This window comes from Paenibacillus sp. F4 (assembly GCF_002894905.1).
Taxonomy (GTDB): domain Bacteria; phylum Bacillota; class Bacilli; order Paenibacillales; family Paenibacillaceae; genus Paenibacillus; species Paenibacillus polymyxa_B.
The window spans coordinates 28,384-55,174 of record NZ_POVS01000020.1; the positions used below are offsets into that span (position 1 = coordinate 28,384).

Below are 26,791 nucleotides of genomic sequence, written 5' to 3' on the forward strand. Positions count from 1 at the left end.
CCGGATCATCAGAGCTTTTTTTGTCGTTATTTTATGTAGCCGGTAAGCTCGCTTGTAATTGACAATATGTCAATTAAATTAACTTGTATGGGGGTAAAAACTAATCTATAATTTTTTGTAATTATGCAAATTTTCTGAAAACATAGACTAGAAAATCAATTGATTGATCAGGGGGAAATACAAGGAATGTTAGAGCAGTGGGCAGAGGCAGTAAACGGCGTCATTTGGAGCAATCCTGTGGTATATGTCTGTTTGGGCGTGGGGCTATTATTTTCGATCATGACTCGATTCCTACAAATCAGGCATTTCAAAGAGATGATCCGTCTAGTATTTAAAGGGAAAAGTTCCGAGGCAGGTGTATCCTCCTTTCAGGCCTTTACGATGGCACTATCGGGGCGTGTAGGGACGGGGAATATTGCTGGGATTGCTTTGGCGGTTGGTATGGGTGGACCTGGGGCGATATTTTGGATGTGGGTCATGGCCTTTATCGGATCGGCTACAGCTTTTGTAGAATCCACACTGGCTCAGGTGTATAAGGTAAAGCGAGATGGTCAGTACCGGGGCGGTCCAGCCTTTTATATTGAAAAAGGGACAGGCTTAAAATGGTTTGCCGTCATTTTTGCGGTTGCTGCGTTGGTCGCGATGTGTTTACTGATGCCGGGAACTCAATCGAACTCCATTGCTGTAGCTTTTCACAGTTCGTTTGGCATGGATATGAAGGTTTCAGGGATTCTAGTAGTCGTGTTGCTGGCGCTTATCATTTTTGGTGGTGTAAAAAGGATTGCCAATGTGGCTCAGGTTGTCATTCCGTTTATGGCACTCGGTTACATCCTCGTCTCTTTCTACATTATGATGACGAACATTACTGCACTTCCCGATGTATTTTCGCTAATCTTTCGTAGTGCCTTTGGCGTGGATTCTGTGTTCGGCGGTATGGCAGGGACGGCGATTGCTTGGGGTGTAAAGCGGGGGATTTATTCCAACGAAGCCGGACAAGGCTCTGGTGCGCATCCGGCAGCCGCTGCGGAAGTATCTCATCCGGCGAAGCAGGGGCTGGTCCAGGCATTTTCTGTGTACGTAGATACCTTTTTGGTCTGTACGTCTACGGCTTTTATGGTTCTGTTCACAGGTATGTATAACGTGAAGGGACCCGGTGGCGATTTTATTGTGCACAATCTTCCCGGTGTTGAAGAGGGGACCCAGTATACACAGGCTGCTATTGAGTCGGTATTTCCGGGCTTCGGCTCCAGTCTGCTGGCAATTACATTGTTCTTTTTCGCATTTACAACCATTATCTCTTATTATTACATTGCAGAAACAAATATGGCCTATTTGGTTGCAGATTATAAAGCAAAATGGCCCATGTTCGTCCTAAAGCTGGTTATTCTGGGTTCGACGTTCTACGGAACGGCGGTCAAGGAATCGGCTCTGGCGTGGACACTGGGGGATATGGGCGTCGGTATTATGCTCTGGGTGAATCTAATCGCCATGATTCTGCTGGCCAAACCTGCTTTCCGCGTGCTTAAGGATTACGAACGGCAGCGAAAGCAAGGGCTAGATCCGGTGTTCGACCCGGAGAAAGCAGGTATTTCAAATGCGGAGTATTGGTCAAAGGAATATCAGCCTCCTGCAGATGAGTTGACGATCACCGCCAAACCGAGCAAGCTTCAAGCCTAAATAATAAGATAGATAAGTAAGATCAAAGGTGGCTCCGCGGGGAGTCATCTTTTTTTCGTTATCTTGCCTTTACATCCCAAGAAGGGTACATATGTTCACTATTTAGTCTATAATTTAGACAGAAGGATTTTGAATAATTCTGCCATGGATATGTGGGGAGGCCACATTTGCATCAGAGAGGTGATTTGAATGAGAACATGCGATTTATCCATAACTGACGATAAGTGGAGAGCTATTGTAGAAAACGACAAGTCTTATGATGGGGTATTTTTGTACGCTGTGAAGACAACGGGAATATTTTGTCGCCCCTCCTGCAAATCCCGTCCTCCCAAAAGAGAAAACATCCGTATATTTAAAACAGCAGAGCAGGCATTGGTCGAGCATTTCCGTCCATGCAAAAGATGTAAACCGACAGGACAACGATTGCCTGATCATGAATGGATCGCACTGGTTACAGAATACGTGAATTCTAACTATATGAAGGGCTTAACATTGCACATCTTGGCTGAAATAAGCCATGGAAGTCCGTATCATTTACATCGTACCTTCAAACGGATCATGCATATAACTCCAATGGAATATATACAGCAGACCAGGTTGGAACAAGCGAAGAAGCTGCTCATTTGCTCAGATATATCTGTTGCGGAAGTGGGAGAGAACGTAGGTCTGTGCAATGCACCTTACTTTATTACGTTATTTAAAAAGAATACAGGCTACACCCCATTGCAATATCGCCAACTCAAATTGAAAGCAACACAAAATGGAGGTACACAGCATGGCACAGCAAATGAATAAAACGATCTATTGGTCATTGTTGACACATGAGAATTGGAATTTATATATTGCAGCTACATTGGAAGGATTATGTTACGTAGGTTCGCCCAATCAACCTGTAGAGGAATTGTTTTCATGGGCGGGAAGACGATTTCCCGGCAGTCCTTTAGTTGAAGAGGATGCTGCTTTACAGCCCTATGCCAAGGAGTTGATTGAATATCTCCAAGGGAAGCGCGCCCAATTTACATTGCCCTTTGATTTTCATGGGACTGCGTTCCAGATGGCGGTTTGGAATGCGTTGTGTGATATTCCGTATGGGGAAACACTATCCTATTCAGACATTGCCAACGCTATTCAAAAGCCAGCCTCTGTTCGTGCGGTGGGGGCTGCCATCGGTGCTAATCCGATTTTGGTCACAGTCCCTTGTCATCGGGTCATCGGTAAAAATGGAGCTATGACCGGATATCGTGGTGGTTTGGACATGAAGGTGAAGCTTTTGCAGCTCGAAAAGGAAAGTGTGGCATCGATTCAGTATGAAAAATGAGTATTACAAATCCCCCAAGACTCTTTTGAATAAAGGGACCGGCTTCTTGTCAGGGTATACACATTCGTTGAACCCGTATACAGGTTGTACCTTTGGTTGTTCGTATTGCTATGTACGCCAATTGCCAGTCTCCACATTTCGGAAGGAAGCGTGGGGGACATGGGTTGATATTAAAAATCAGGCTGCAGATATTCTTCGCAAGGAGCTTCGTAGAGCCAAATCCAAAGGTAAAGTCACGATTTTCATGTCGTCAAGCACAGATCCTTATCAGCCCGCCGAGTACAAGGAAGAGGTGACCCGGTCTCTGCTGGAGGTGATGGTGGAGGATCCCCCGGACTTTCTCTTTTTACAGACGCGCAGTCCACTGGTACGGCGGGATACTGATTTACTGCTCCGATTGGGGGATCGTGTACGTGTGAGTATGACTATAGAAACAGATCGTGAAGATATACGCAAACATTTTACCCCGGAAGCTCCTCCCATCCAGGCTCGTCTCCAAACGCTGCATCTTTTAAAGGAGGCAGGCGTACCGACGCAAGCTACGATTGCTCCGATGCTTCCAAGCAGTGAACATTTCGCAGACAAGCTTTTGCCTCTGGTCAACCGTGTCTGTATTGATGATTATTTTATGGGGGATGGCAGTGGGGGGAGGCGAACGCGTAGCTTGAAAATTGGTGTGCTGTACGAGTCATTGGGGCTGGAAGAATGGTATCATCCTGCTGCCTATAAGGCGGTTTATGAGCGTTTTCTTCATGTTTTTCCGAAGGAACAGCTCTACGTGAGCAAAGAAGGTTTCGAACCTTGATGTAAAAGCAGTCCATGCCATTGAATCATGAGTGAACCCTATAAGGGGGCAGCGGGAGAACGAATGCAAACCGTAATGACCAAAAACTTTGATTATGGGGAAAAGGAAATCAATTATCTAAAAAACGTAGACACCGTACTTGGTGCAGCGATGACGCAAATGGGCAAGGTAGAACGTGTGATCATTCCCGACCTGTTTGCGGCGCTCGTTCATGCGATTGTGGGACAGCTTATATCGGCCAAGGCGGTTCAGACCATATGGACAAGGATGCAGGAGCAGTTAGGCGTGATCACTCCACAAAATATAGCCGTTCAGACGGCTTTAGATATTCAAAGCTGTGGCATCACCATGAAAAAGGCCACATGTATCCTTAGTATAGCCCAAACGATCGAGCAGGGCCTGTTGGATTTACAGGAATTATATGAGCTTTCCGATGCACAGGTGATCCAGAAATTGTCCTCGCTGCAAGGGATAGGACCTTGGACGGCTGAAATGATGCTGATTAATTGTATGGAGCGTCCAGATGTCGTCAGTTGGGGCGATATGGCTATTCGACGGGGAATGATGAAGCTGTACCACCTAGATACATTGACCAAGCAGCAATTTGAGGAGTACCGCCGAGTCTATTCGCCTTATGGTTCGGTGGCCTCCATTTATTTGTGGAGTATTTCATTTCGTTAAGAATCAGGGAGTGGAAACGATGGAGAAAACAATTAGAGAACAGATACTGTCATACGTGGATGCGGATTTTCAGAAATTCACAGCTGCATTGCTTCCGACGATTAATAATGTGCTGGGTGTACGTCTACCAGTGCTGCGTAAGCTAGCTCAAGATATTGCCAAAGGGGATTGGCGCCTCTACCTGGAGACCGCTGAAAGTGAACACTTCGAAGAAGTAATGCTGCAAGGTATGGTGATTGGTTCTGTAAAAACAGATATAGAGGAAGTTTTGAGCTATACCGCCAAGTTTGTTCCTAAAATTGATAATTGGTCCGTATGTGACAGTTTCTGTGCCGGATTGAAAATCACGAAACATCATAAAGAACGAGTATGGGAGTTTATTCAGCCCTATCTATTCTCCAAGAAAGAATATGAAATTCGGTTTGGTGTGGTTATGCTTCTTAATTTTTATATTGAGGAACAGTATATGAAGCGGGTGTTTACTTTACTGGATCAGACCCATCGCGAGGATTATTATGTACAAATGGCGGTAGCATGGGCGGTATCGATCTGTTATATCAAGCTACCTGAGGTAACCATGGCGTATTTAAGTCATAATACATTGGATGACTTTACCTTCAACAAAGCACTGCAAAAAATAACGGAATCATATCGGGTGGATCAGGCAACGAAAACGACCATTCGCAGTATGAAGCGAAAAAGAAAATAGGATCGGCTCCCACCTGTAAGTGTTATACTGAAAAAAATGCGTATATGAAAACGACAGGAGGGGAGTCAGTGAATTCGATCTCGCTGGGAGTACTTGTTGTGGATGATGAAACTAGACAGCGTCGAGGCCTGGCTGCCATGGTCAGGGATCTACGTCCCGAATACGAGGTATGGGAAGCCAAGAACGGGAAAGATGCTCTGACCATTTCGTTATCCAAACCGATCCAAATCGTTTTTACAGATATTCAAATGCCGATCATGAATGGACTTGAATATCTTCAACAATTGAGGACATTCGGTCAGCATGAGACTAAAGTTATTTTAGTGACAGTCTACCAGGAATTTAGCTATGCACAGCAGGCGGTGAGGTACGGGGCGAATGATTATTTGGTGAAACCGGTGCAATCGCAGCAACTCATTGAAGTGATTCAACATATGGAGAAGATCATTGTAGAGGAACAGGAAGCACTGAGTGGGAATCAAACAGCGTTGAATCAGATCGAGCAGAGTATGCCTGCGTTTGTGGAGCATTTGTTTAGCAGATGTGTGACAGACAAATTACAGCCTAACGAGAAAAGCCTATTAAAGAGTCACTTTGGATGGCAGGGGGTAGGAGAAGTTCTCGCGTTGGGAGCATCCATAGCCCACCCGGAGGATATATATATGTGGGATTCTCAGCTCCGTAATACGGTTGTTGAAATATTGCGGCCTTGGGCGTCTTCTGTCGTGTTTCCACTCGAATCCCGTGAAGACCATGTGGTTGCAGTGGTAAATTGGAAGGATAGGGCTGAAGGCAAGGAGGCCAAAAGTGCACTTCAAGCTGGGCTGAAAAAGTTGGAGCAACAGCAAGCGATTTCAATCTGGTTTGCTTGGGGTCAGCCTTTTAATTTTAATGAAATGCAAATAAGCCAATCTCACGAAAAGGCCGTCGATCTGATCTCCATGCGTTTTTATACACCTCACATCAGATGTTTGAACCTTGTCGTTTCAGATGATGAGCAGCCAGTACAAGAAATGAGCGCACACGAACAAATGGCCTTTTTTAAATTTATTGAAAGCGCTATCTCTAGTGGAGAGCCCGATCAGCTATTGGATCGGGTGCAGAATTTCATTGGACCAATGACGCAAGGGTATCCTGCACCTGAAGCGCTTAAAGCAAAATTGGTACACCTTCTGTTGGTTAGTTTACAACGGTTAAATATAGGGTGGAGTGAGGAAGTCTACTCACGTTTCTCGGAACGTTTGAACAAAGCTGTCGAAGAGGCCACCTGTCTTCGGAATCTTGAGGATGGTGTTGCAACATGGTTAAAAGAGCTGATTCTTGAGCTTCATAGCGGCTCCAAAGGCGATCCCATTATGAAAAAGTGCAAGGAATTTCTAGATGCACATCTACATGAAGACCTTAGTCTGGAGATCGTGGCCCGGCGCTTCCACTATAATGCGTCCTATTTTAGCATTCTGTTCAAAAATTATTTTGGGCTCTCGTTCACGGAATATATGGTGAAGCTCAGAATGCAAAAGGCTCAGCACTTACTGCTGCATACAGACGCCAAGGTCGCAGAAATTAGCAGACAGGTTGGTTATAAAGATATCAAATACTTTTTTAAAGTGTTCAAAAAAAACGTAATGCACACACCGGAAGAATTTCGTAGGAAATTCAACTGATTGTTAGGTGAAAGGAAGATACGATGCGCCAAGTTAAATATATGTATCAAAAATTTTTGGACAGTAGCTTTCGTACGAAATTGATGCTGTCCTATTTTTTGTTGTCTGGTTTTATCGTTTTGATCCTAGGTTTCGTTTACTTTGAAACGAGCGCACGGAATATTACTACAAATGTAACAGATAGCGTTACAAGCGTTCTGCGTAGTAATAACCAGCTGCTGGATAACAAGCTGACAGCTATTCAAAAAACGGTAGATATGATTCCAATCGATCATGACCTTCTTCAAACTATTACGAACGTGGATACTACGGATTCTTCATCGCTGTTACGAGCTGATCGCAGCATTACAAAAATTTTGTACAGATACTTTGGCAATATGGAGGAAGTATACGCTTCCCAAATTATGACGCAAAATTATGCATATGGAAGCACTGATCGGATGTATATTCCTGTTCAGCCGTTCTATTCTTCTCCGTTGGCAACAACGGCGGTGGAAGCAGAGGGGGCTACCCAATGGATCCCCGCTTATTCGTATGCCGATACATTCCATCAGCAGGATTTAAAACGAGGCTCTTATGAGTTTAGTTCTTTATTTGCTGTAGTAAAGCAGCTCCATTTGACTGCATTAGATGATGCAGGAACCTTCCATACGCTTCCGGAGGGAAAGGAAAAACCTATACTTATATTGAATTTTCGTCCTGACTTGTTAAAAGGGGGGTTTGAAGATTACGCAACCCGCAGCGGATTTGCACATCTATCCTATGGCATGATTCATGATAAAAACGGGATGGTCATGAGTTCGGATAGACAGCAACAAGTGGGGGAGGCCGTGGCGGATTGGCTTAAGGATGCCATTACTTCGGAACAAGGGATGAAAATGGTAAACGTTAAAGGTCAAAGTATATTACTGGTTTACGAAGCCATGAAGACGACGGGCTGGGTATCTTATATAGCCATTCCTATGGAAGATGTATTGGGGCATCTGTCAACGATTCGCACCTACACGGTGTTTTTTTTAGGCTTTATGATGCTCGTTGCTGTTATTCTTGCTTATTTATTGTCTGTTTATATCAGTAAGCCCATCACGGATATGAAACAGGCGATGAAAGTAATGGAGAAGGGACATTTTGATATTCGAATTCCTGTACGTGGCTATGATGAATTGGGAGATCTGGTGATTCGATTTAATCAAATGAATGAAAAAATTAAAGATTTAATCGAGGAAAATTACAAGTCACGTCTACGAGCCAAAGAGTCGGAGTTAATGGCACTTAATTTACAGCTGAATCCCCATTTTTTGTATAACACCTTAACGACCATGTATTGGATTGCGTTAGAACATCAACAGCAGGAGCTGGGCCAATTGATCATTAGTCTGGCGGAAATGCTGCAAATTACTACTCGAAACAAAAACGATACATGGAGCTTGGAAACCGATCTGAATTGGCTGGAAAAATACATTTATATTATGCAGAATCGCTTTGAGGACAAGTTCACGGTGGAATATGATATTGATCCCATTTTGCTTCAGATGGAAGTTCCCAAACTTTTCTTGCAGCCTTTTGTGGAGAATTCAATTATTCACGGCTTCGCGGAAATGGAATCAGGAGGTCTGATTAGGATCACAGCCTGGATTGAGAAGCAATTGGTGTGTTTTAAAGTGGAGGATAACGGATTAGGAATTCAAGAAGATCATATACGCCGAATTCAAGCTGGAGAAATCAGATCAACGGGCATTAAAAATGTAGACAGAAGAGTACGGCTATTATATGGAATGGAATATGGTGTTACGCTCCACTCGCCAGCAGGTAAAGGGACATTCGTCCTGATTCGCATCAGGGAAATTCATAGATCTAATCAAATGACACCAATCCAATGAGAGTACGACTTTTAAAAATGTAAGCGTTTGCTAAAATGAATTTAGTGATGAAGCAACAAACGAAAAGATAAAAAAATAACCGGTTTGGGGGCGTTACTCATGTTAAAACGAAAATTATGGATCGTCTGCATGTGCTTGATCGTTGGGCTTATGTCAGCCTGTAGTTCAAATGAGAGCAGCAGCAAACCAGTTGATTTGCAGGGTCACGAGCAAGTGACACTGACCTATGCCAGTTGGGGTAGCACCAATGAAAAGAAGGTTCAGCAGGAAATCGCTAAAAAATTTACAGAGAAATATCCGTGGATCAAAATCAATTATATGCATATCCCCGGAGACTACGTAACCAAATTAACGACGATGTTTGCTGCCAATCAGGCACCTGATGTATTTCCCATTTATAAAGCACAGGCTCTGCAATGGGCTGAACAAGGCAAACTATATAATTTAAATGAATTTTTGAAGGAGGATAAGGAGCTAACGAAGGAAAGTCTCATTCCTAATTCAGTCATCTATTGGGATAAGGACAAAGTGGCAGGGGTCAAGGTAACTGAGGAAGCTTTCGCCCTCTATTACAATAAAGATTTGTTTGATGAGGCTGGTGTTGCTTTGCCACCAGTAAAGGCTGAGGAGGCTTGGACATGGGAGCAGTTTTTAGAGACAGCACAAAAGCTCACCATTGATAAAGCGGGAAATAATGCGCTCAGTCCCAATTTCGATGCAAGTAACATTAAACAGTATGGAGTTCGGTTTGATACATGGATGTGGCATTTGCTTGTGCCTTCCAATAACGCAAGTGTCATTTCAGACAAAGGGGACTCGCTTAATCTTGAGAGCCCTGATGTGATTGAGGCTGTTCAGAAAATGGCTGATCTGATCAACGTTTATCATGTGGCACCGTCGCCGACTCAGTCCAAAAATATACCTTCCCCGGCCGTAGCACTGCAAAGTAAGCGTGTAGCGATGGATCTGGATGGACAGTGGGTTCAATTGGATCTTGGAGAATCGAAAGTGAATTTTGGTGTAGGCGTGTTACCTAAACTGAAGAGCAGCAAAACGATCCTGTTTGGCGAACCGGAAGTGATTTCTGCCAAAACCAAACATCCTAAAGAAGCATGGATGTTTTATAAATTCTTGCTGGATGCTGAAAGCGGACTTGACATGCATTCCAGCGGATTGTGGATGCCTGTCATGAAAAAGTGGTACACCGAACCAGACTTGATTAGCAAATGGGCCGATGTCAAACCAGGTCATGCCGATGGTTACCGTGATGCTGTCATGAACCAAACGCTGCATAACGGTGTTAATTCTTACGACTATTATCTGAAAAACTCGGAAAAAATCAATGCCATCATTAACCCGGCGCTGGATCAGGTATGGCTGGGCAAGAAAACGGTGGAGCAAGCATTCAAGGAGGTTTCCGCAAAGGCCAACGCGGAATTTAAGGGGACGTATCCAAAAGAATAGGGTGAGTGTTTTGACAGAAAGAGAGGGATAGAATGCAATCATTATCTTCTATTCGTAAGAAGGAAAATTGGTTGGGGTGGCTTTTTGCCGCCCCTGCTATTCTCGGCTTTGTCATTTTTGTTCTGGGACCGATGATCGCTAGTCTCTGGTTCAGTCTTACCGATTACAAGGTTGCTTCACAGGCCCATTTTATCGGTCTGGATAATTACGTCCACTTATTTGACGGTACGGATCAATTTTTTTATAAATCACTCGGGGTTACGTTTTATTATGTGTTTCTGAGTGTGCCCCTGCAAATTATTGTAGCTTTCTTTTTAGCGATATTACTTAATCAAAAGGTAAAAGGTTTGGCTTTTTTCAGGACTGTTTTCTATCTCCCTACCATTGTGCCACTCATAGCATCATCTATGATCTGGATGTGGCTGTTTGATCCGGATCTTGGCTTGCTAAATGTGGTGCTGCGTGCGCTGCATTTGCCCGAAAGTCAGTGGATCTATAGCGAAGGGTCGGTAGTTCCTACTCTGGTTTTAATGAGTTTGTGGACCGTTGGAGGAACCATGATTATTTTTCTGGCAGGCCTGCAAGATATACCTAGACATTATTATGAAGCCATTGAAATTGACGGTGGAAATGCTCTTCATAAGCTTATGTATATTACAATTCCATTGACATCGCCCACTATTTTTTTTAATACGATTATGGGCTTTATCGGTGGGTTTCAAGTGTTTGTTCAGCCTTACGTCATGACTCAGGGCGGACCCAATAACTCCAGCTTGTTTTATACCTTTTATTTGTTCCGCGAGGCATTTACCTTTTCGAATATGGGTTATGCCTGTGCTATTGCTTGGGTGCTCTTTATTGTCGTTTTGGTATTCACTGCCTTTCTGTTCAAGACAGCCCGAAAATGGGTGTATTACGAAGGCGGGGGGGCATGAAGATGAAAAAAAGCGGTTGGAGTGGGAGCAGGGTGTTACTCTACACAGTTCTCATAGTGGGCTCCCTGTTTTGTATGTTTCCTTTTTACTGGCTAGTGCGAAGCTCTATGATGGATTTAAGTCAGATTTTTTTGATCCCGCCAAAATGGATTCCAGAGCCTTTTGTATTCGAGAATTTTTTACAGCCGTTTCAAGAGTTATCGTTTGGACGCTATTTTGTGAATACATTTATCGTCGTTGCGGGTACTTTGGCGGGTGTACTTCTGTCGAGTACCATTTCTGCCTATAGCTTTGCGCGAATGAGATGGAAGGGAAGAGATAAGGTATTTGCTCTATTATTAAGCAGCATGATGCTTCCGTTTGCAGTCACACTGATTCCGTCATTTATTGGTTGGCAGGCATTAGGCATGGTTAATTCGTACGTTCCATTGGTATTACCTTCGTTTTTTGGTGGAGGCGTTTTTAATATTTTTTTGCTAAGACAATTTTACATGACTCTACCGCGAGAACTGGATGAAGCTGTATTTGTGGATGGAGGCAATCATTTTACGATTTTTACCCGTATTATTTTGCCTTTGTCGAGGTCGGCGATTTTGGTCATTGGATTGTTTACGTTTTTGAATACATGGAATGATTTTATGGGGCCGCTGGTTTACCTTAATGATGAGAGCAAATTTACGTTGGCGATTGGGCTGCAGCAATTTCAGGGAATATATTCGGCTCAATGGGGCGTTTTGATGGCCGCATCTTTAATTGTAGTCTTGCCTGCTATTATTCTTTTTGCCATAGGACAGAAGTATTTTATGGAAGGGATTGCCTTGACGGGGATTAAAGGATGAGGACAACTGCCAGGTACACACTTTGCTTTTTTTGGAATCTAATAATAAAATGGAAGTAACTTTCGAAAAGGAGATGACGTGAATTGGCAGAGCAAGTGCGTCTTGGTAAAACAGATTTATATGTAAAACCAATCGGTTTGGGTGCAAATAAGGTGGGAGGACATAATCTCTTTTCCGATTTGAATAATGAAACGGGCAAAGAAGTCGTTCGCACAGCTTTGGACAACGGCATCAATTTTCTGGATACGGCTTTTATTTATGGACCTGAGCACTCAGAGCGGTTGATCGGTGAGGTACTGAAGGAGCGGGGTAAACGTGAGGAAGCGGTCATTGCGACCAAGGGGGCACATAAATTTGTGAATGGAGAGGTTGTTTTTGACAACTCGCCTGCTTTTTTGCGTGAATCCGTCGAATCCAGTCTGAAAAGATTGCAGACCGATTATATCGATCTGTTTTATATCCATTTCCCGGACGAAGCTACACCGAAGGCAGAAGCAGTCGGAGAACTGAAGAAGCTCAAGGACGAAGGCAAAATCAAGGCCATTGGTGTATCTAACTTTTCCGTTGAACAACTTAAGGATGCGAATAGTGACGGTTATGTAGATGTGCTCCAATCCCAATATAATTTGTTTCAACGGGAAGCTGAGAAGGATCTGCTGCCTTATACCAAGGAAAATGGCATTTCGTTTGTGCCTTATTTCCCGCTAGCTTCAGGACTGCTGGGTGGTAAGTATACGAAAGATATGACCTTCACGGACAGCAGAGCGAAAAATCCATTGTTTAAGGGAGATGCATTTGCTCGTAATTTGGACAAAGTGGAGCAGGTACGGGAGATTGCCAATGCGTTGAATGCAGAGGTTGCTCATGTTGTGCTCGCATGGTATTTGACCCGTGATTCGATTGATGCCCTCATTCCAGGGGCGAAGGGACCGGAGCAGGTTTTGGCGAATCTGAAAACATTGAATGTCCAACTAAGTCAGGCCGATATCGAAAAGATTGACCATATTTTCAAATAATGAGTGCACCTTATATTTGCAATTATATATTTGTTCCATCTAGAGGAGCTGCCGGACGGGCGGCTTCTTTTTCGTGTACAACTCGCATATCCTTGTAGGGTAAGTTCAACGCTGCGGGGGGATCGGATAATGAGAAGACCGCAATGGCACAGCGCACCCAACAGAAGGCGACGCGGCAGACGTAGGTTTTTTTTTATTGTGGCACTGGCGCTGTTGGTAGGAATCATACAGGTGGCTGCTTATGTGGAGCAGCATTTGAAGCCGCCCATGATGCACCTGGCAAAAGTGCGAGTCAAACAAATGGCGACGGAGGCTATTAATTCAGCAATTACAGCACAGGTAGAGCAGGGGAAGACAGCTGATAATTTGATCGAATGGAGAACGGATGCACAAGGGAGAACCTCCGGTTTTGTTCTGAATTATGCGGAACATATGAGAATTACGTCAGACACGCTCAAAGCAGTCAAGGCAACGATGGACAGCATGAGCCATTTTGATGAGAGCGTTCCGATTGGTCAGGCATTGGGCAGTCCGTTGTTGGCAGCTTATGGACCCAAGGTTCCTTTAAAGGTGGAGCCGCATGGAGCGATCAAGGTGGATTTAAATACCCGTCAACAGGATGCGGGCATAAACATGATCTTGGTTGAAGTGTATATTCGGATTACGACGGAAGTGTCTGTGGTTATACCGTTTGAGATGCAACCTCAGATTGTGGAGACGGAAATCCCAGTTTCTTATTTGCTGGTGGTGGGCAACGTTCCGATGTACTACTATGACAATCAGGGGAAACCAGTGGGTAAAAATGGTGCAGCCGCTCCGCAGTTGGCGTTGCCTCCCCATTCCATAGAGAGTAGCGGCGCTATAGATCCCACCATAGAAAGTGTTCCAGAGGCACAGGAAAACCAAAACACCTCTAGCCAGTCCCCAACGCGATAGAGTGGAGGGGACTGACGTGAGCTGCCTAGGAAAAACAAAAGGGCCCCTATGAGGAGGTCCCTTTTGTTTTTCCTGTTTTGAGCGCTTTGCGTTCGGACTGCTCCCACTGTCTTAATAACGGATACGGGTCAAAGGACCAATCTGCCCAACCATTGTCCCGATATATACCATAGTGCAGATGCGGTGGAAACTTGCCTTGGGTACCGGGTTTTCCATAGCCCGAGCTTCCGACCCAGCCAACCGTCTGACCGGGTGTAACGATGTCTCCGTTGTGGACGGTTTTGTCAAAGCCGGAAAGATGCGCATAGTAGTGATAGCGGTTGTTGAGATCTCGGATTCCGATTCGCCATCCGCCGAAGGGATTCCAGCCCTTCATTTCAACTACACCGTAGCAGGTACTGCGAACTGGAACTCCATAGCCAGCAAACAGATCAGTTCCTTCATGTATACGGTAGCCGCCCCAACTGCGACGGCTTCCCCATGTGCTGCGGTAGCTATAAATGCTGCCTAAAGGAAGGGGGAAAGCTTGACTGCCCAGATCCAGCTTGCCATACGTCCGATACAGCTTAGCAAACTGCTGAACTCTTTGAACTGCGCGGCTGTTATGGTAATATTCCCAAACGGCAATACCAAATTCATCCTCGTTGTTTCCATACTTTCCGAGATAAGATGCGATGCTGAACAGCAGATCCTTGTCATTATTACGGTCAGCGATTCCATCACCCGAACCGTCTTGTCCCAGCCCGGAAAATAGTTCAATGGAACGCGGATTTTGATCCTCCGAATCAGGGTTCATCAGGCCGGACCAGACTGGTCCCGTGATGAAAATACCTATGATTCGTTCCGCATGCTTCCGATCCTTGGGATGGGCCACCGTAAGTGTGCGTTCATACTGGTCGATGGCGGCCAGTCTGTACCAAGGAACTCCGGTCAGGGCTTCGATGGAATGATATAAAGCCAGCCTGGACGTATACGACGAAGACTGAGCATGTGAAGCATCTACATTTGCGGTCAGGCTGCTTTCGGCGGACGAGGACTGTAAGTGATTGGCAAAGGCATGGGCAGGAAGCGGACAGGCCGCTGTCAGTGTAGTAGCACATAACAGCAGCGATAACAGACGAACAGCTCGGGCTGTCCGCGTAGGGTAAGGCACGTGAACCGACCTCCTATAGAAGGGCTTGATCGCCCGATAAATTCTAGGCCCGTATACAATAGCGTGAATAGGGCGCTTTTGTTTAGATTGAGCCATATCCGCCGCTTTTATCCATGTAAAGAGTTTACTTTTTCCGGCATCAATGTCATATCAAAAAGGGAACAATGAATGGAGGTTTTTCCATGGCTTTCATGTTATAATGTATGGCAATGACAGCTTAAGCTTATCAGAAAGAAGGTCTATGCCATTGTCTAGAAAAGTAAAGGAAGCTAAGCCCGACTGGATTCGTATTAAACTTACGACAGGCGATAACTATCAGGAAATCAAGAGCATGATGCGTTCCAAGACATTACATACCGTATGTGAGGAGGCACGATGCCCTAATATATATGAATGCTGGGCCAATAGGACAGCTACATTTATGATTTTGGGTGATACTTGTACGCGTGCGTGTCGTTTTTGCGCAGTAAATACGGGAATGCCTACGGAACTGGACTTGCAGGAGCCTGATCGCGTCGCGGAAGCGGCAGGGAACATGAATTTGAAGCACTGTGTCGTAACCAGTGTGGCTCGCGACGATTTAAAAGATGGGGGCGCTACTATATTTGCAGAAACGGTTCGTGCGATTCGCGGCCGATTACCTTTTTGCAGTGTAGAAGTATTGATTCCCGATTTTATGGGCGATATTGAATCGCTGCGAATCGTCATGAATGCCAAACCAGATATTCTGAATCATAATATTGAAACGGTGGAGCGCATGTCCGACAAGGTTCGGGCTAAAGCGAAATACCGTCGCTCTCTGGAGCTGCTTCAACGTGCGAAGCAATTAAATCCGGCTATTCCAACGAAATCAAGCATCATGCTAGGTGTAGGGGAAGAGTGGGACGAGATCTTACAAGCCATGGATGATCTGCGTAAAGTCGATTGTGACATTCTGACAATTGGTCAATATTTGCAGCCGTCCGAGAAACATTTATATGTGCAAAAATATTATCCACCGGAAGATTTTGCGAAGTTAAAGGAAGAGGGATTACAGCGGGGATTCAGTCACGTCGAATCTGGACCGTTGGTCCGCAGCTCCTACCAAGCGCATGAGCAGGTGAAGTCAGCCGCTCAGCATAAGGAAGAAAGCGCCCTTTCGCAGGCTTGATCCGGGAAAGGCGGTCAGAATAGCTTGTTTCAAATCGGTGGTAAAAACTATGAATTGTTGCAGGATCACAAGAACGGATGGAATCCCGAAGCGTTTCGTGATCGGTATAGTGAAGTGCTGGATCGCTATGACTACATTATTGGTGATTGGGGTTACAATCAGCTACGTCTGAAGGGCTTTTATCGAGACGGCCATCCCAAAGCAAATAAGGATACATCTATAGTGGTACTGGACGATTACATTAATGAATACTGCAATTTTGGCTGCGCCTATTTTGTGTTGCAAAAAAGCCGTGAATTGGTTAATAAAAACGGCGTCAATGATGAAATCATTGCTCCAGATATTCAGCAGTTGGTAGATGCTCAAAGGGAACAAGCGGGAACGTTAGAACCCGAAGAGGAGCAAGAAGTATTGCAACATACAGCTGGAGAACAGGAGTGGCCGCAACCACAGCAGGATTCCACAGCTACGGAGGCATTGCGAGTGGAGCAGCCTCGAGAATCCCGAGAACCACGTGAGATGCAACGTCGGGAACCGAAGGATGCCCAGGAAGTACGTGAACGACAGCCGCGTGAAGCTCGGGAAAGTCGTCCATCCAGAGAAAGACGTGAAGCAAAGGATGGACGGAATCCGGGTGAAGGGCAGCAAACCCGTGAACCACGTAGACAGCGCAATCAGCAGGGAAGTTTCGATAAAAAGGAATCGCGTGGACCACGCTATGAGCGTCAGTCAAAGGAAAATCGGGAGGGACGGCAAGTTCGTGTCTCTCGTGAACCTGAGGGCCAGCGTCAGACCCAGCCAGCTGCTAAAGCCGAAAGAGCTGAGGGTAGTAAAAAGAATAAAACATTTACAGCTCCACAACAAAACGGTTCCTGAATTTTCAGGAACCGTTTTGTTTGTAAAAAAAGAGCCAGATTCGGCTCTTTTATAGGTTCTAATTAAGAAAAGCGTTGCGTACTCGATCCCAAAATGGGAAAGGACGGTAACGAGCGAAGCTGATCTTCTGACTTGCGACCTGACATCGAACAGAGATTAAGTCATCGACAGGAAAGTTCAGGTGATCTACTGTCAATAAAAGACGCTGATCTTTCCGTGAAAAAATATCACAATGATGGTGTTTGGGCAGTAGCAATGGCGATCCCAGTGTCCGATACACGCGGTTATTAATGGAAGCGATCTCAGTCAATTGCAATGCTTCAATGGTGGGGTGAACCATTGCTCCGCCAAGTGCTTTATTATAGGCGGTCGTTCCTGAAGGGGTAGAAACACATATACCGTCACCGCGAAACATTTCAAAGGTGATATCGTTAATATCCACTTGGGCAACGACAGTGCCATCCACCCCTTTTAACGTAAACTCATTCAAGGCAATAAAAGAAGCATTTCCTGACTTCTTGTGAATTTCCAACTCAATCAGTGGATACTTAACGATTCTCGGGTTAAGCGGTCCCTCAGATCCGCTTTGGCTCATCAGGTGGATTAGCTCCTCCAGCTCGTCCGCACGCCAATCAGCATAAAAGCCCAGATGACCGGTATGTACACCAACAAAGGCAATATCCGGAATGCGGTCAATGAAGGTATGAAACGCATGAAGCATCGTACCATCGCCTCCAATAGACACGACGATTTCCGGCGATTCGGCATCCAGCTTGAAATTCTTTTCTTGGGCAAGACGGTGAAATTGCTGACTCAAGTCCATGGAGTGCTGATCCCCGCGATCCAGAACATAATATCTCAAGATGAAAAGCTCCTTTGTCATGGGTATATATCGATCATAATCAATTATGAGCAAGAACACAATCGTTCATTGCCTGTGTGTTCTTCTCAAACGTACGTATAAGCGACTTGTACCCACACTCAACCATGAGAGACTAAGCATTCCAGCCAGTATAAAGGCAAGAAACAGCAGACTTTGCAACAGCATGGCGGACGAGAAGCCAGGAGACCACGCGATGTCGTATATTGGAGAAAAGACTGGAGAGCTTCCCTGCCCCATCAGAGGCCGCCATAACACGAGAGCTAGCAGTGCTGAGATGATGCCGTGCGCAGCCCGGGCCAACAAAAATGGCATATAGCGGAGATTTGTCATATTTAAAATACTTGCAACCTGCGCATGAACCGACAGCCCGCCCCAGGAGAGAACAAAAGCGGCTGCGGCTACCTTGAATGGTAACGCTGCTGCCGTGGCTTCACCTGCGGCTTGCGCTCCTAAAGTGACTTCGAAAATACCACCCACGATGGACTCCGTTAACGTAGGAGGAAGACCACATGCAGTCAATAGGCTTGCCGTAAGCAGATGAAGCCCGCTCATTAAACCGGAGTTCGTCAAAGCTTGTAAAATGACGCAGAAGAATACAACTAGCCCTCCTACGACAATAATAAGGCGTAGGGAGGAAGTAATCGCCTGACGAAGTAACTCACCCAATGGGCGACCATCTTCCAAACGAGCTGTATGCATGGCATATAATGCTTGGCGTAGGGGTCCAGGCTGCCTATTGCGACCTGCTGCTTTTGTATTCGTGGACTTCGACCAGGCTTTTTGAGTAGGTTGAGGGCGGTCGCTGCGAGTATCTGTTTCCCCTGAACGGGAACCGTGGAAGCGCATAAGCAGCCCGATGATGAGCACGCCACCATAATGGGCCGCGCCCAGTACGAGTGCAATTTCTGGTTGATGGAAGAAGCCAACGGAAACCGCACCGATCAAAAATATCGGATCAGAGGAAGTGGTAAACGCGACCAAACGCTCTCCTTCAATGCGTGTGATCCATTTTTGCTCCCACAGCTTGGCTGTTAGTTTAGCTCCAATCGGGTAACCGGATGCGCAGCTGACCGCAGCGACAAAACCCCCACAGCCAGGTACACGAAATAGAGGCTGCATCAGCGGATCCAACAGCGCGCCTATGAAATGAACAATTCCGAAACCGAGGAGAAGCTCGGAAATAACGAAAAACGGGAATAAAGACGGAAACAGCACGTCCCACCAGATGGCAAGCCCCCGAAGCCCGGCATTCAGAGAAGATTGCGGGTATACAGCCATAAGCATAAATAAGAATAGCAGTGTAAGGATGAGCAGAGGAAGTGAGTAACGACGGTATAGCGACATAGAGGCCCCTCCTTTGGAGTTGTACTAATATACCTATGTCGGGGATGGACAAAGAGTACAAAAAAACAAAGAAAACGGTTACATTTATTGCTGTATTTTTGTAAATAGTATGTTAAAATAGGAAAACAACGATCCATAACCTTAAGGATGGAGTGATCAGGATGAGTATCGTTGCCGGTCTGTTCGTATGTGCTTTTGTGTATGTTATTCGTGCCTCTCTCGTCCATCCCGGTGAAGAGGATTGGCGGAGTTATTAGTTGAGTTTATAGAATGACGAAGCTGTGTGCAACGAAGCACACCCTCTTCATATGTTGAATTGATAAAATGACGCTTATTTTTAGCGTCATTTTTTGTTTTTTGTTATAATACGGGTGTATATTTATTACCATAGCACAGAAAGTTGGAGGAAAAGTGAATCCTAGCCTGAGCATTTATGACAACCTTGGGGGTGCGGAAGGTGTTCGTTCTATTATTGAGGCCTTCTACCCGAGAGTTTATAAAGATCCGTTGTTAAGTCCCCTGTTTCCTAAAGACATGGAACCGGTTAAGGAAAAGCAGTTTATGTTCCTGAGCCAGTTTTTTGGAGGACCGTCTCTTTTTTCTGATGCATATGGTCATCCGATGTTACGTGCCAGACATATGAAGTTTCCCGTAACGGAGGAGCGAGCAGAGGCATGGTTGTCTTGTATGGCAGGTGCGTTAACGGATACGGGCATTGAGGAGCCGCTTCGTTCAATCATACTTAACCGTTTGTCTGGTCCTGCGCATCATTTTGTAAATACCCCGTAAGCTTTCGGGGATTGCTGAATTTTGGAGAGGGTTGTAAAAACATTGGAACTTGAACCGTTATATCAGATCAAAATCGCTTGCCCACATTGCGAAGAAGAATTTCAGACATCCCGTGTCAGACCAAGCCTAAAGAAGGCCATTCGTACAGATTCAGATTTTTGTGCTTATTATAAGAATGAAAATCCGGATTTTTATGTCGTAAGGGTCTGTCCTCATTGTGGATTTACCTCGACAGAGCACTCTACCGTTCAGTTAAGCGATCAGCAAACCAAGATATTTAAGGATAAAATCGGTAATCGCTGGCAGTCTCGCGAATATGGCGGGCATCGTAGCTGGGAAGAGGCATTAGAAACGTATAAACTGGGTTTACTCTGTGCCCAGGTCATCGGAGAAAAAGAACGCGTAGTAGCCAGTCTATTACAGCATATCGCATGGATGTACAGATACCAGGGAAATGAGGAGCAGGAGCTTCGCTTTCTCAAATTTAGTCTGGATTCGTATGTTCGGGTCTATGAGCTGGAGGGTGTCGGGGCGAATAATGCCAAACTGCTTTATCTGATTGGTGAACTGCATCGACGTACAGGCAACTTTAACGAAGCGGTACGCTGGTTTTCGCGTGTCATTAATGACAAAAAGATTATGGATGCAGCCATGATCCGGGCTTCCCGTGAACAGTGGTCTGTACTGCGAGAACAAATGCTGGCTAAAAATTTCCAACTGCCGGAGGAAATGCAAGACGCAAGCTCCTCTTGAAAAAATAAAGGTGTGCACTATGGCCGATTTAGGCTCATGGTTCACACCTTGTTTGTAAAACGGGTTATCTTATCTTACAACTGCTTCATGAATTAATGATGACGCAATGTGGTATCTGACAGCAAATAATCGTCATCACAATCCACCAAAGTAACCTTGTTATGGCAGCATGGAAACACAAGCAGCTTTTTCATACCTTCGTGTATGAGCTTAAGTTCTTTTGGCTTCAGGGGCAGCAAAACATTATCATGGTCGCAAAACGGACAAGACTGTACATAAACGTCTCCCATGACGATGTCATAAGGCCAGGTTTTGTGAAAAGGGATCATGATTTGTTCGATTCTCCGCCGTTCGGGTCAGCGGTTTCTTCTTTAGCCAGTTCGGCCAGCTTTTGCATCAAAATGTGCTGGGGTGTATGCATAAGGTGTTCCAGCGGAATGCCGAGCTTTTCGGATAATTTCACAGCCGTTTCCGGCGAAATTTGTAAGGGTCTCATCCTGTTTTCCTCCCAATTGTAGTGATTTACTATCACGATGTAGCTTTATTGTATATGAAACCACATGAATTCGCCAAAAAAGAAAGGTGGAACTATTATGAAAACACCGTTAAAGCAAACATGGGATCTGGAATCTATTTTTAGCGGAGGATCTTCCTCTGCCTCATTCCATGCATTTTTGGAAGAAATGGAGAGCAAGGTTCAACAGCTGCAATCCCAGCTTAAAGCAGCCAAAGTACCACAAACGGTATTGGATACCGAGCGTCTCGATAGTGTACTGAATAGCATACAGGAGCTGTTTAATGGCGCGTCGCAGGCGGGCTCCTTTGTCTCTTGTCTAACTGCTCAAAACCAGCACGACAAGCTGGCTGTTCAACTGGGGGCGCGTGTCAACACGCTGTATGCCCAAGGGAAAAGTGCTTTAGTATCTTTCCAGAACTTGCTGGCACAAACCAGTGAAGACATTTGGCAGAAGTGGATGGAGCGCGAAGCTATCAAGCCGATTTCTTTTGTCCTGACCGAATATCGGAACGAAGCACGTGAAAAAATGGCTCCTGAGCTGGAAAGCCTTGCATTGGATCTGGCAGTGGATGGCTATCATGGCTGGGGTGATTTTTATGATACCATTGTCAAAAATATGACGATTCCTGTGCCAGAAAATGGCGAGATCGTAAACCTGTCTGTAGGTCAGGCAGCTAATAAGCTGGATGAAGCAGATCGCAGCGTACGTAAAGACGTGTTTGCACGTTGGGAAGAGGCATGGACTCAGGTAGAGGACTATTGTGCCGATACATTGAATCATTTGGCAGGCTTCCGTCTGAAGCTATATGAAAAACGAGGCTGGACAGATGTGCTTAAGGAACCGCTGGAAATCAGCCGTATGTCTGCACAAACGCTAGATACGATGTGGCAGGTTATTAATGAAACCAAGCCTATTGTAGTCAAATACTTGGAGCGGAAAGCAAAACTGCTGGGCTTAGAGAAGCTGTCCTGGCATGACGTTGAAGCTCCGCTGGGGACGTCAACCACTAAAATCCCTTACGACGATGCTGCTGTAACGATTGTTGAGCAATTTGGTAAATTTAGCTCAAGAATGGCTGACTTTGCCCAAATGGCTTTTGAGAAAAGCTGGATCGAAGCAGAGGATCGTCCAGGCAAACGTCCGGGTGGTTTCTGTACATCTCTGCGTCTGAGCAAAGAGACCCGTATTTTTATGACCTATGCTGGATCACCATCCAATGTTTCGACACTGGCCCATGAGCTCGGACACGGTTATCACCAGCATGTGATGAATGAATTGCATCCATTGAATCAGAATTATGCCATGAACGTAGCTGAGACAGCCTCGACACTGGCAGAACTTATTGTGTCGGATGCTTTGCTGGAAGCTGCCGAGGGTCAGGAGAAGGTCGCTTTGCTGGAGGATAAAATTCAGCGTGGTGTAGCCTTCTTTATGAACATTCATGCTCGTTTCCTGTTTGAAACCCGTTTTTACGAGCTGCGGAAAAAAGGGGTCGTAGGAGCACAACAATTAAGCGAGTTGATGGAACAAGCGCAGCGTGAAGCGTTTAGTGGTGTTCTGGATGAGGCTCATCCTCATTTTTGGGCATCCAAGCTGCATTTCTATATTACGAACACTCCTTTCTACAACTTTCCGTACACATTCGGGTATATGTTCAGTGCAGGAATTTACGCTTTTGCGAAGGAAAATCCTGACGGCTTCGCCGACCAATATGATGCCTTACTGCGTGATACGGGTCGCATGACAGTCGAAGAATTGGCTTCCAAGCACTTAGGTACCGATTTAACACAGGCTGACTTCTGGCGTAATGCTGCGCAAGTTACTGTTCAGGATATTGAGCAATTTTTACAAATGACAAAATAACGGATTTACATTTTTGAAAGGTCTCCCATTAGGGAGGCCTTTTTTGTAATTTTTGCAGAAGATGATGAACAAAGTCGCAAAATGTCGAAGTGTAATTAATATTACCTGTTGGCGAAATTTAAAATGATGGATATACTTAGAAAATAGTTATAAATACCCAATTATGTTGGTTTTGATTGTAAGGTTAAAAATCTTCGCATATAATTGAGCCGTAAGACCTATTAATTATTTATTGATAAGGTATATAGGAGGGTTTTTTGTAATGGATGAAGTAGGTCAATTGTCGTTAGCAAGGCAGATGGATATCGTTTTAAAAGAACTGGATAATGAACTGGCGGGTTTGTCGTCAGGTATCGTATTTGTACAAATACGTAACAATGTGGTTGGGAAATTTGGGATTCGTCATAATCCGCTTGCAGGTAAAGGTGGCACATTTGCAGCAGTAGAACCGGGGTTATCAGCAAAGCATCGGGAGGATTTTCGGCGTATGGCTCTAGAAACGCTAAATCATAAGCGTAGCTGGACTCATGGTGAGATTGCTTTCGATTTTGCCATTAGACAAGGAACGATTTTGGTAGATGCAACACTGGAGTCCAACTACAACATGGCGAATCTCATGATCCGCTACAACAAGCCTACATACCGAGCGGCTAATTCGGAATAATCATTTATAAAAAAGAGTAAAGAAAAGGCGGCCTTCCTAGGGAAGACCGCCTTTGTTATATGCCCGTTATAACGCATTTTGGCAAATTACGATGAACGGAATGCTCATGTGGAATAATGACGCTTATTGACCTGAACGACCTGATAATTGCTGTTCGGCCAGCTGTACCAAGCGTTTAGTGATATAGCCTCCCAGAGAACCAGCTTCACGGGATGGCATGTCACCGTAGTAACCATCTGCCGGAATGGTGATGCCCAGCTCTTGTGCAGCTTCATATTTCAATTGTTGCAATGCATTGTTGGCTTGAGGAACAACTAGGTTGTTACTGCGACGGCTTCTGCCTTGATTAGCTTCATTCATGTGTAGTCACCTCCTTCGGCTGTGATGAGGTTAGTATGCGACAGAGTTATGAAAATATGCGCCGAAGGAAGAAAAGTGACTAGAGGAAAATTACGGATATATGATATGAATCTGAGTTTTGAGATCGATGGATTGCTGAGGCTCCAGACGGATCAGCCCGGCTTCTCCGACAGGATCAGGTGAATTGGGCGCATCAGGCAGACATGTATAAGGCTCAATGCAAAGATAATGGTCGCATTCACCTTTGGTATATAAAACCCAATACTTATAGTATTGCTCATCTGCTGTGTAGCGGATTTGATAACCGTCGTCACGAGTCAAAAGAGCTTCAGCAGGGCCTTCTGTTGCCCGCAGCAGCGTATCTAGATTTGTTCCTTTCAGAGAAAGACCCGAAGAGAGCTGTTCCAAGTCATTCAACGAAGTAATGATACCTGTAGGTAGCTGTTCAGCATCCTGCTCATATATGCCATTCACAGGTAGCTTTAGGCGCCAACGCTCAGGTTCTCCGTCCACCATAAACCAAGTGTGATATCCCAAGCCAAATGGGGCTGCTTTTTCACCCAAATTCGTTACGCGCAGTGTTTGACTTAATACAGCACCCTGTAAGCGATACGTCATCTCCAAACGTAAAGGAATGGGGAATTGTTCCATCCAGTGCGGATCACTTTCTGTCAAAAGCTCGGTAGTCACACTGCAACCTTCTTCATCCTCTTCAATATCACTGCAGCGCCAGGATTGATTACGATGCAGACCGTGTATATGATTGTCATTGGCTGTATTTCGGTCGAACTGATAAGGAACACCGTCAAACTCAAATTGTCCCTTGCGAATTCGGCCTGGAGGAATCAAAATGGGTAAGCCAAAATGATAAGGCTTTTGTAAATAGAAAGCCAACTCTTCCTCACCGGGCCGACGTACGATATCCCGGTCGAGCTTCAGATCACGCACTGAGATAATATTATTCCCGAGGCGAGGGATCATCGTAACTTCCAGTTCACCACTATGTAAAACATACGTGTCGTAACCGTTCCAGTGTTCTTTGGTCACTTGTTTCATATCCATGCTCCTTTGTCCACTATAATCGGTTGAAGCTTCGTGTCATTATGATAACAGATTTTTGGTTGTAGGGCACAATCGTCATTTGACAATAACATTATGCGGAATTATCATTAATGTAGTTTAGAAAGTAATGACATGGATAACGCGATGATGAGGACAAGTAAGCTTTCGCATAAGCTCTTCAGAAAGCCGGTGGTGGATGGGAACCGGTGAGCCTGCACTGCTGAATGGACCTTGGAGTGCCGCACAGAACAGGATATTACTGTCCTCAGTATGACGGCCGATTGCTCCCCGTTAACGGAGCTTTAAGATTGCAATCAGTCATGGGGCATAGCTCTGACAAGCAAAAGGCTGACGGCAATGAATAAGGGTGGTACCACGGTCTCGCGTCCCTTGAGGATGCGGGGCCTTTTTGCGTTCTAATTTTGAGTCAACGGAGGAGGAAGAATATGAAAACTGTACTTTCAGGTATTCAGCCTAGCGGACAACTTACTTTGGGCAATTACATTGGTGCAATGAAAAACTTTGTCAAATTACAAGAGGATCATCAATGTTACTTTATGGTCGTAGACCTTCATGCAATTACCGTACCGCAGGAACCGACCCAATTACGTGAGCAGTCGGAGGCGGTAGCGGCATTATTTATCGCAGCAGGTATTAACCCGGAGAAATCCAATGTCTTTTTACAATCCCATGTTCCTCAGCACGCTGAGTTGGGATGGTTGATGACAACACTGACGAATATGGGCGAGTTGGAACGTATGACTCAGTTTAAGGACAAAGCGGCAGGCAAGGATTCTGTAGGAGCAGGGCTGTTCGTATATCCATCGTTGATGGCAGCTGACATTTTGCTCTACAACGCGGATCTCGTCCCAGTAGGCGACGATCAGAAACAGCATCTGGAGCTGACACGCGATTTGGCGGGTCGCTTTAATCACCGTTATGGAGATTATTTTACTGTTCCTGAACCGTATATCCCTGAAGTAGGGGCGAGAATTATGTCCCTGGATGATGTATCCAAAAAAATGAGTAAGAGCAATCCGAATGCAGGCAGCTTTATTGCGTTACTAGACGAACCGAAAGTCATACGCAAGAAAATCAGCCGCGCTACGACCGATTCCGGCAGTGAGGTTAGATATGATCCGGCCAATAAACCGGAAATTAGTAATCTGATGGGCATCTACAGCCAGTGTTCCGGTTTGTCACTCCAAGAAGTGCAGGATCGCTATGAAGGTCAAATGTACGGAACATTTAAAAAAGAACTGGCAGAGACCGTTGTAGCTATGCTTGAACCGATTCAGCAACGCTATCACGACATCCGGGAATCCGGTGAGATTGGACGTATTTTAGCCCAATCCGCAGAGCGTGCACAAGAAGCGGCTGAAGTCACGCTGTCTGCGGTCAAAGAGCGCATGGGCTTTCTGCCACGTGTACGCTAAAGCATATTCAGACGAA

Annotated in this window: 27 protein-coding genes; 20 read left to right on the plus strand and 7 right to left on the minus strand. The window is 45.2% G+C overall.

The genetic code is table 11. The annotated features are described in order from the left end of the window. Nucleotides 1-186: 186 nt before the first annotated feature. From C1T21_RS23480 to yunB, 13 genes are all read left to right on the plus strand, one after another. Nucleotides 187-1,677: an alanine/glycine:cation symporter family protein gene (locus C1T21_RS23480; RefSeq protein WP_103049954.1), complete on the plus strand. Its 1,491-nt coding sequence runs from the start codon at nt 187-189 to the stop codon at nt 1,675-1,677. A 189-nt stretch (nt 1,678-1,866) separates the two neighbouring features. Beyond that, nucleotides 1,867-2,472, plus strand: a complete 606-nt coding sequence (locus tag C1T21_RS23485) for a bifunctional transcriptional activator/DNA repair enzyme AdaA (protein ID WP_103049955.1) — start codon at nt 1,867-1,869, stop codon at nt 2,470-2,472. After that, on the plus strand, nt 2,453-2,995 hold the full coding sequence (locus tag C1T21_RS23490) for a methylated-DNA--[protein]-cysteine S-methyltransferase (protein ID WP_103049956.1): 543 nt from the start codon (nt 2,453-2,455) through the stop codon (nt 2,993-2,995). Before C1T21_RS23485 ends, C1T21_RS23490 begins: the two co-directional genes overlap by 20 nt. After that, nucleotides 2,985-3,800: an SPL family radical SAM protein gene (locus tag C1T21_RS23495; protein ID WP_069290354.1), complete on the plus strand. Its 816-nt coding sequence runs from the start codon at nt 2,985-2,987 to the stop codon at nt 3,798-3,800. Before C1T21_RS23490 ends, C1T21_RS23495 begins: the two co-directional genes overlap by 11 nt. 63 nt (nt 3,801-3,863) lie before the next feature. Then, on the plus strand, nt 3,864-4,481 hold the full coding sequence (locus C1T21_RS23500; protein WP_103049957.1) for a DNA-3-methyladenine glycosylase family protein: 618 nt from the start codon (nt 3,864-3,866) through the stop codon (nt 4,479-4,481). A 19-nt stretch (nt 4,482-4,500) separates the two neighbouring features. After that, nucleotides 4,501-5,190 carry a DNA alkylation repair protein gene (locus tag C1T21_RS23505; protein ID WP_103049958.1) on the plus strand — a complete coding sequence of 230 codons (690 nt, stop codon included), beginning with the start codon at nt 4,501-4,503 and terminating at the stop codon, nt 5,188-5,190. 68 nt (nt 5,191-5,258) lie between these two features. Beyond that, on the plus strand, nt 5,259-6,854 hold the full coding sequence (locus C1T21_RS23510; RefSeq protein WP_103049959.1) for a response regulator transcription factor: 1,596 nt from the start codon (nt 5,259-5,261) through the stop codon (nt 6,852-6,854). Between the two features lie 23 nt (nt 6,855-6,877). Further along, a complete protein-coding gene (locus C1T21_RS23515) occupies nt 6,878-8,734 on the plus strand; it encodes a histidine kinase (RefSeq protein WP_103049960.1) in 1,857 nt (618 codons plus the stop codon). Between the two features lie 99 nt (nt 8,735-8,833). Next, nucleotides 8,834-10,198 (plus strand): ABC transporter substrate-binding protein, encoded by a 1,365-nt coding sequence (locus C1T21_RS23520; RefSeq protein WP_103049961.1) that lies wholly within the window; start codon nt 8,834-8,836, stop codon nt 10,196-10,198. Nucleotides 10,199-10,230: 32 nt separating this feature from the next. Beyond that, entirely contained in the window at nt 10,231-11,133 is a 903-nt protein-coding gene (locus tag C1T21_RS23525) for a carbohydrate ABC transporter permease (protein ID WP_023990216.1), read from the plus strand. 2 nt (nt 11,134-11,135) lie between these two features. Beyond that, nucleotides 11,136-11,972: a carbohydrate ABC transporter permease gene (locus tag C1T21_RS23530; RefSeq protein ID WP_103049962.1), complete on the plus strand. Its 837-nt coding sequence runs from the start codon at nt 11,136-11,138 to the stop codon at nt 11,970-11,972. Nucleotides 11,973-12,055: 83 nt separating this feature from the next. Continuing rightward, complete coding sequence (locus C1T21_RS23535; RefSeq protein WP_103049963.1) at nt 12,056-12,988, plus strand: aldo/keto reductase; 933 nt, start codon at nt 12,056-12,058, stop codon at nt 12,986-12,988. Nucleotides 12,989-13,117: 129 nt separating this feature from the next. After that, the gene (gene yunB / locus C1T21_RS23540) at nt 13,118-13,924 is read left to right on the plus strand and encodes a sporulation protein YunB (RefSeq protein ID WP_180984646.1); all 807 of its coding nucleotides are present in this window, start codon (nt 13,118-13,120) and stop codon (nt 13,922-13,924) included. 46 nt (nt 13,925-13,970) lie between these two features. Here yunB and C1T21_RS23545 read toward each other — a convergent pair whose 3' ends face one another. Continuing rightward, a complete protein-coding gene (locus C1T21_RS23545; protein ID WP_103049964.1) occupies nt 13,971-15,077 on the minus strand; it encodes a M23 family metallopeptidase in 1,107 nt (368 codons plus the stop codon). Between the two features lie 247 nt (nt 15,078-15,324). Here C1T21_RS23545 and lipA point away from each other — a divergent pair, with 247 nt between their 5' ends. Together lipA and C1T21_RS23555 are read left to right on the plus strand one after the other, a co-directional pair. Next, complete coding sequence (lipA, locus tag C1T21_RS23550) at nt 15,325-16,227, plus strand: lipoyl synthase (protein WP_103049965.1); 903 nt, start codon at nt 15,325-15,327, stop codon at nt 16,225-16,227. 24 nt (nt 16,228-16,251) lie between these two features. Beyond that, a complete protein-coding gene (locus C1T21_RS23555) occupies nt 16,252-17,103 on the plus strand; it encodes a YutD family protein (RefSeq protein ID WP_103049966.1) in 852 nt (283 codons plus the stop codon). A 58-nt stretch (nt 17,104-17,161) separates the two neighbouring features. Here C1T21_RS23555 and C1T21_RS23560 read toward each other — a convergent pair whose 3' ends face one another. Continuing rightward, nucleotides 17,162-17,965, minus strand: a complete 804-nt coding sequence (locus tag C1T21_RS23560) for an NAD kinase (RefSeq protein WP_013372943.1) — start codon at nt 17,963-17,965, stop codon at nt 17,162-17,164. Nucleotides 17,966-18,031: 66 nt separating this feature from the next. Next, nucleotides 18,032-19,330, minus strand: a complete 1,299-nt coding sequence (gene ylbJ, locus C1T21_RS23565; protein WP_103049967.1) for a sporulation integral membrane protein YlbJ — start codon at nt 19,328-19,330, stop codon at nt 18,032-18,034. Between the two features lie 411 nt (nt 19,331-19,741). Here ylbJ and C1T21_RS23570 point away from each other — a divergent pair, with 411 nt between their 5' ends. Both C1T21_RS23570 and C1T21_RS23575 read left to right on the plus strand, forming a co-directional pair. Next, nucleotides 19,742-20,119 carry a globin domain-containing protein gene (locus tag C1T21_RS23570; RefSeq protein WP_103049968.1) on the plus strand — a complete coding sequence of 126 codons (378 nt, stop codon included), beginning with the start codon at nt 19,742-19,744 and terminating at the stop codon, nt 20,117-20,119. Between the two features lie 21 nt (nt 20,120-20,140). Beyond that, on the plus strand, nt 20,141-20,872 hold the full coding sequence (locus tag C1T21_RS23575) for a DUF2225 domain-containing protein (RefSeq protein WP_103049969.1): 732 nt from the start codon (nt 20,141-20,143) through the stop codon (nt 20,870-20,872). 92 nt (nt 20,873-20,964) lie between these two features. Here the strand turns inward: C1T21_RS23575 and C1T21_RS28205 are convergent, their stop codons facing one another. Together C1T21_RS28205 and C1T21_RS23585 are read right to left on the minus strand one after the other, a co-directional pair. After that, nucleotides 20,965-21,201, minus strand: a complete 237-nt coding sequence (locus tag C1T21_RS28205; protein ID WP_023990206.1) for a hypothetical protein — start codon at nt 21,199-21,201, stop codon at nt 20,965-20,967. After that, nucleotides 21,198-21,368 carry a YycC family protein gene (locus tag C1T21_RS23585; RefSeq protein ID WP_013311864.1) on the minus strand — a complete coding sequence of 57 codons (171 nt, stop codon included), beginning with the start codon at nt 21,366-21,368 and terminating at the stop codon, nt 21,198-21,200. The genes C1T21_RS28205 and C1T21_RS23585 overlap by 4 nt, the downstream gene beginning before the upstream one ends. 97 nt (nt 21,369-21,465) lie before the next feature. On the opposite strand from C1T21_RS23585, the gene C1T21_RS23590 reads away from it, so the two are divergent. Together C1T21_RS23590 and C1T21_RS23595 are read left to right on the plus strand one after the other, a co-directional pair. Next, a complete protein-coding gene (locus tag C1T21_RS23590) occupies nt 21,466-23,253 on the plus strand; it encodes a M3 family oligoendopeptidase (RefSeq protein ID WP_103049970.1) in 1,788 nt (595 codons plus the stop codon). Nucleotides 23,254-23,515: 262 nt separating this feature from the next. Next, nucleotides 23,516-23,917: a hypothetical protein gene (locus C1T21_RS23595; RefSeq protein WP_013311862.1), complete on the plus strand. Its 402-nt coding sequence runs from the start codon at nt 23,516-23,518 to the stop codon at nt 23,915-23,917. A 123-nt stretch (nt 23,918-24,040) separates the two neighbouring features. Here C1T21_RS23595 and C1T21_RS23600 read toward each other — a convergent pair whose 3' ends face one another. Both C1T21_RS23600 and C1T21_RS23605 read right to left on the minus strand, forming a co-directional pair. Continuing rightward, nucleotides 24,041-24,277 (minus strand): alpha/beta-type small acid-soluble spore protein, encoded by a 237-nt coding sequence (locus C1T21_RS23600; protein ID WP_013311861.1) that lies wholly within the window; start codon nt 24,275-24,277, stop codon nt 24,041-24,043. A gap of 90 nt (nt 24,278-24,367) precedes the next feature. Further along, the gene (locus C1T21_RS23605; RefSeq protein ID WP_103049971.1) at nt 24,368-25,333 is read right to left on the minus strand and encodes an aldose 1-epimerase; all 966 of its coding nucleotides are present in this window, start codon (nt 25,331-25,333) and stop codon (nt 24,368-24,370) included. A 452-nt stretch (nt 25,334-25,785) separates the two neighbouring features. On the opposite strand from C1T21_RS23605, the gene trpS reads away from it, so the two are divergent. Next, complete coding sequence (gene trpS, locus C1T21_RS23610; RefSeq protein WP_103049972.1) at nt 25,786-26,775, plus strand: tryptophan--tRNA ligase; 990 nt, start codon at nt 25,786-25,788, stop codon at nt 26,773-26,775. Nucleotides 26,776-26,791: the final 16 nt, after the last annotated feature.

Coding starts and splice junctions, on each gene's coding strand:
- C1T21_RS23480 (WP_103049954.1), top strand. CDS start 187: ATGTTAGAGCAGTGGGCAGAGGCAGTAAACGGCGTCATTTGGAGCAAT.
- C1T21_RS23485 (WP_103049955.1), top strand. CDS start 1,867: ATGAGAACATGCGATTTATCCATAACTGACGATAAGTGGAGAGCTATT.
- C1T21_RS23490 (WP_103049956.1), top strand. CDS start 2,453: ATGGCACAGCAAATGAATAAAACGATCTATTGGTCATTGTTGACACAT.
- C1T21_RS23495 (WP_069290354.1), top strand. CDS start 2,985: ATGAAAAATGAGTATTACAAATCCCCCAAGACTCTTTTGAATAAAGGG.
- C1T21_RS23500 (WP_103049957.1), top strand. CDS start 3,864: ATGCAAACCGTAATGACCAAAAACTTTGATTATGGGGAAAAGGAAATC.
- C1T21_RS23505 (WP_103049958.1), top strand. CDS start 4,501: ATGGAGAAAACAATTAGAGAACAGATACTGTCATACGTGGATGCGGAT.
- C1T21_RS23515 (WP_103049960.1), top strand. CDS start 6,878: ATGCGCCAAGTTAAATATATGTATCAAAAATTTTTGGACAGTAGCTTT.
- C1T21_RS23520 (WP_103049961.1), top strand. CDS start 8,834: ATGTTAAAACGAAAATTATGGATCGTCTGCATGTGCTTGATCGTTGGG.
- C1T21_RS23525 (WP_023990216.1), top strand. CDS start 10,231: ATGCAATCATTATCTTCTATTCGTAAGAAGGAAAATTGGTTGGGGTGG.
- C1T21_RS23530 (WP_103049962.1), top strand. CDS start 11,136: ATGAAAAAAAGCGGTTGGAGTGGGAGCAGGGTGTTACTCTACACAGTT.
- yunB (WP_180984646.1), top strand. CDS start 13,118: ATGAGAAGACCGCAATGGCACAGCGCACCCAACAGAAGGCGACGCGGC.
- ylbJ (WP_103049967.1), bottom strand. CDS start 19,330: ATGTCGCTATACCGTCGTTACTCACTTCCTCTGCTCATCCTTACACTG.
- C1T21_RS28205 (WP_023990206.1), bottom strand. CDS start 21,201: ATGATCCCTTTTCACAAAACCTGGCCTTATGACATCGTCATGGGAGAC.
- C1T21_RS23585 (WP_013311864.1), bottom strand. CDS start 21,368: ATGAGACCCTTACAAATTTCGCCGGAAACGGCTGTGAAATTATCCGAA.
- C1T21_RS23590 (WP_103049970.1), top strand. CDS start 21,466: ATGAAAACACCGTTAAAGCAAACATGGGATCTGGAATCTATTTTTAGC.
- C1T21_RS23595 (WP_013311862.1), top strand. CDS start 23,516: ATGGATGAAGTAGGTCAATTGTCGTTAGCAAGGCAGATGGATATCGTT.
- C1T21_RS23600 (WP_013311861.1), bottom strand. CDS start 24,277: ATGAATGAAGCTAATCAAGGCAGAAGCCGTCGCAGTAACAACCTAGTT.
- C1T21_RS23605 (WP_103049971.1), bottom strand. CDS start 25,333: ATGAAACAAGTGACCAAAGAACACTGGAACGGTTACGACACGTATGTT.
- trpS (WP_103049972.1), top strand. CDS start 25,786: ATGAAAACTGTACTTTCAGGTATTCAGCCTAGCGGACAACTTACTTTG.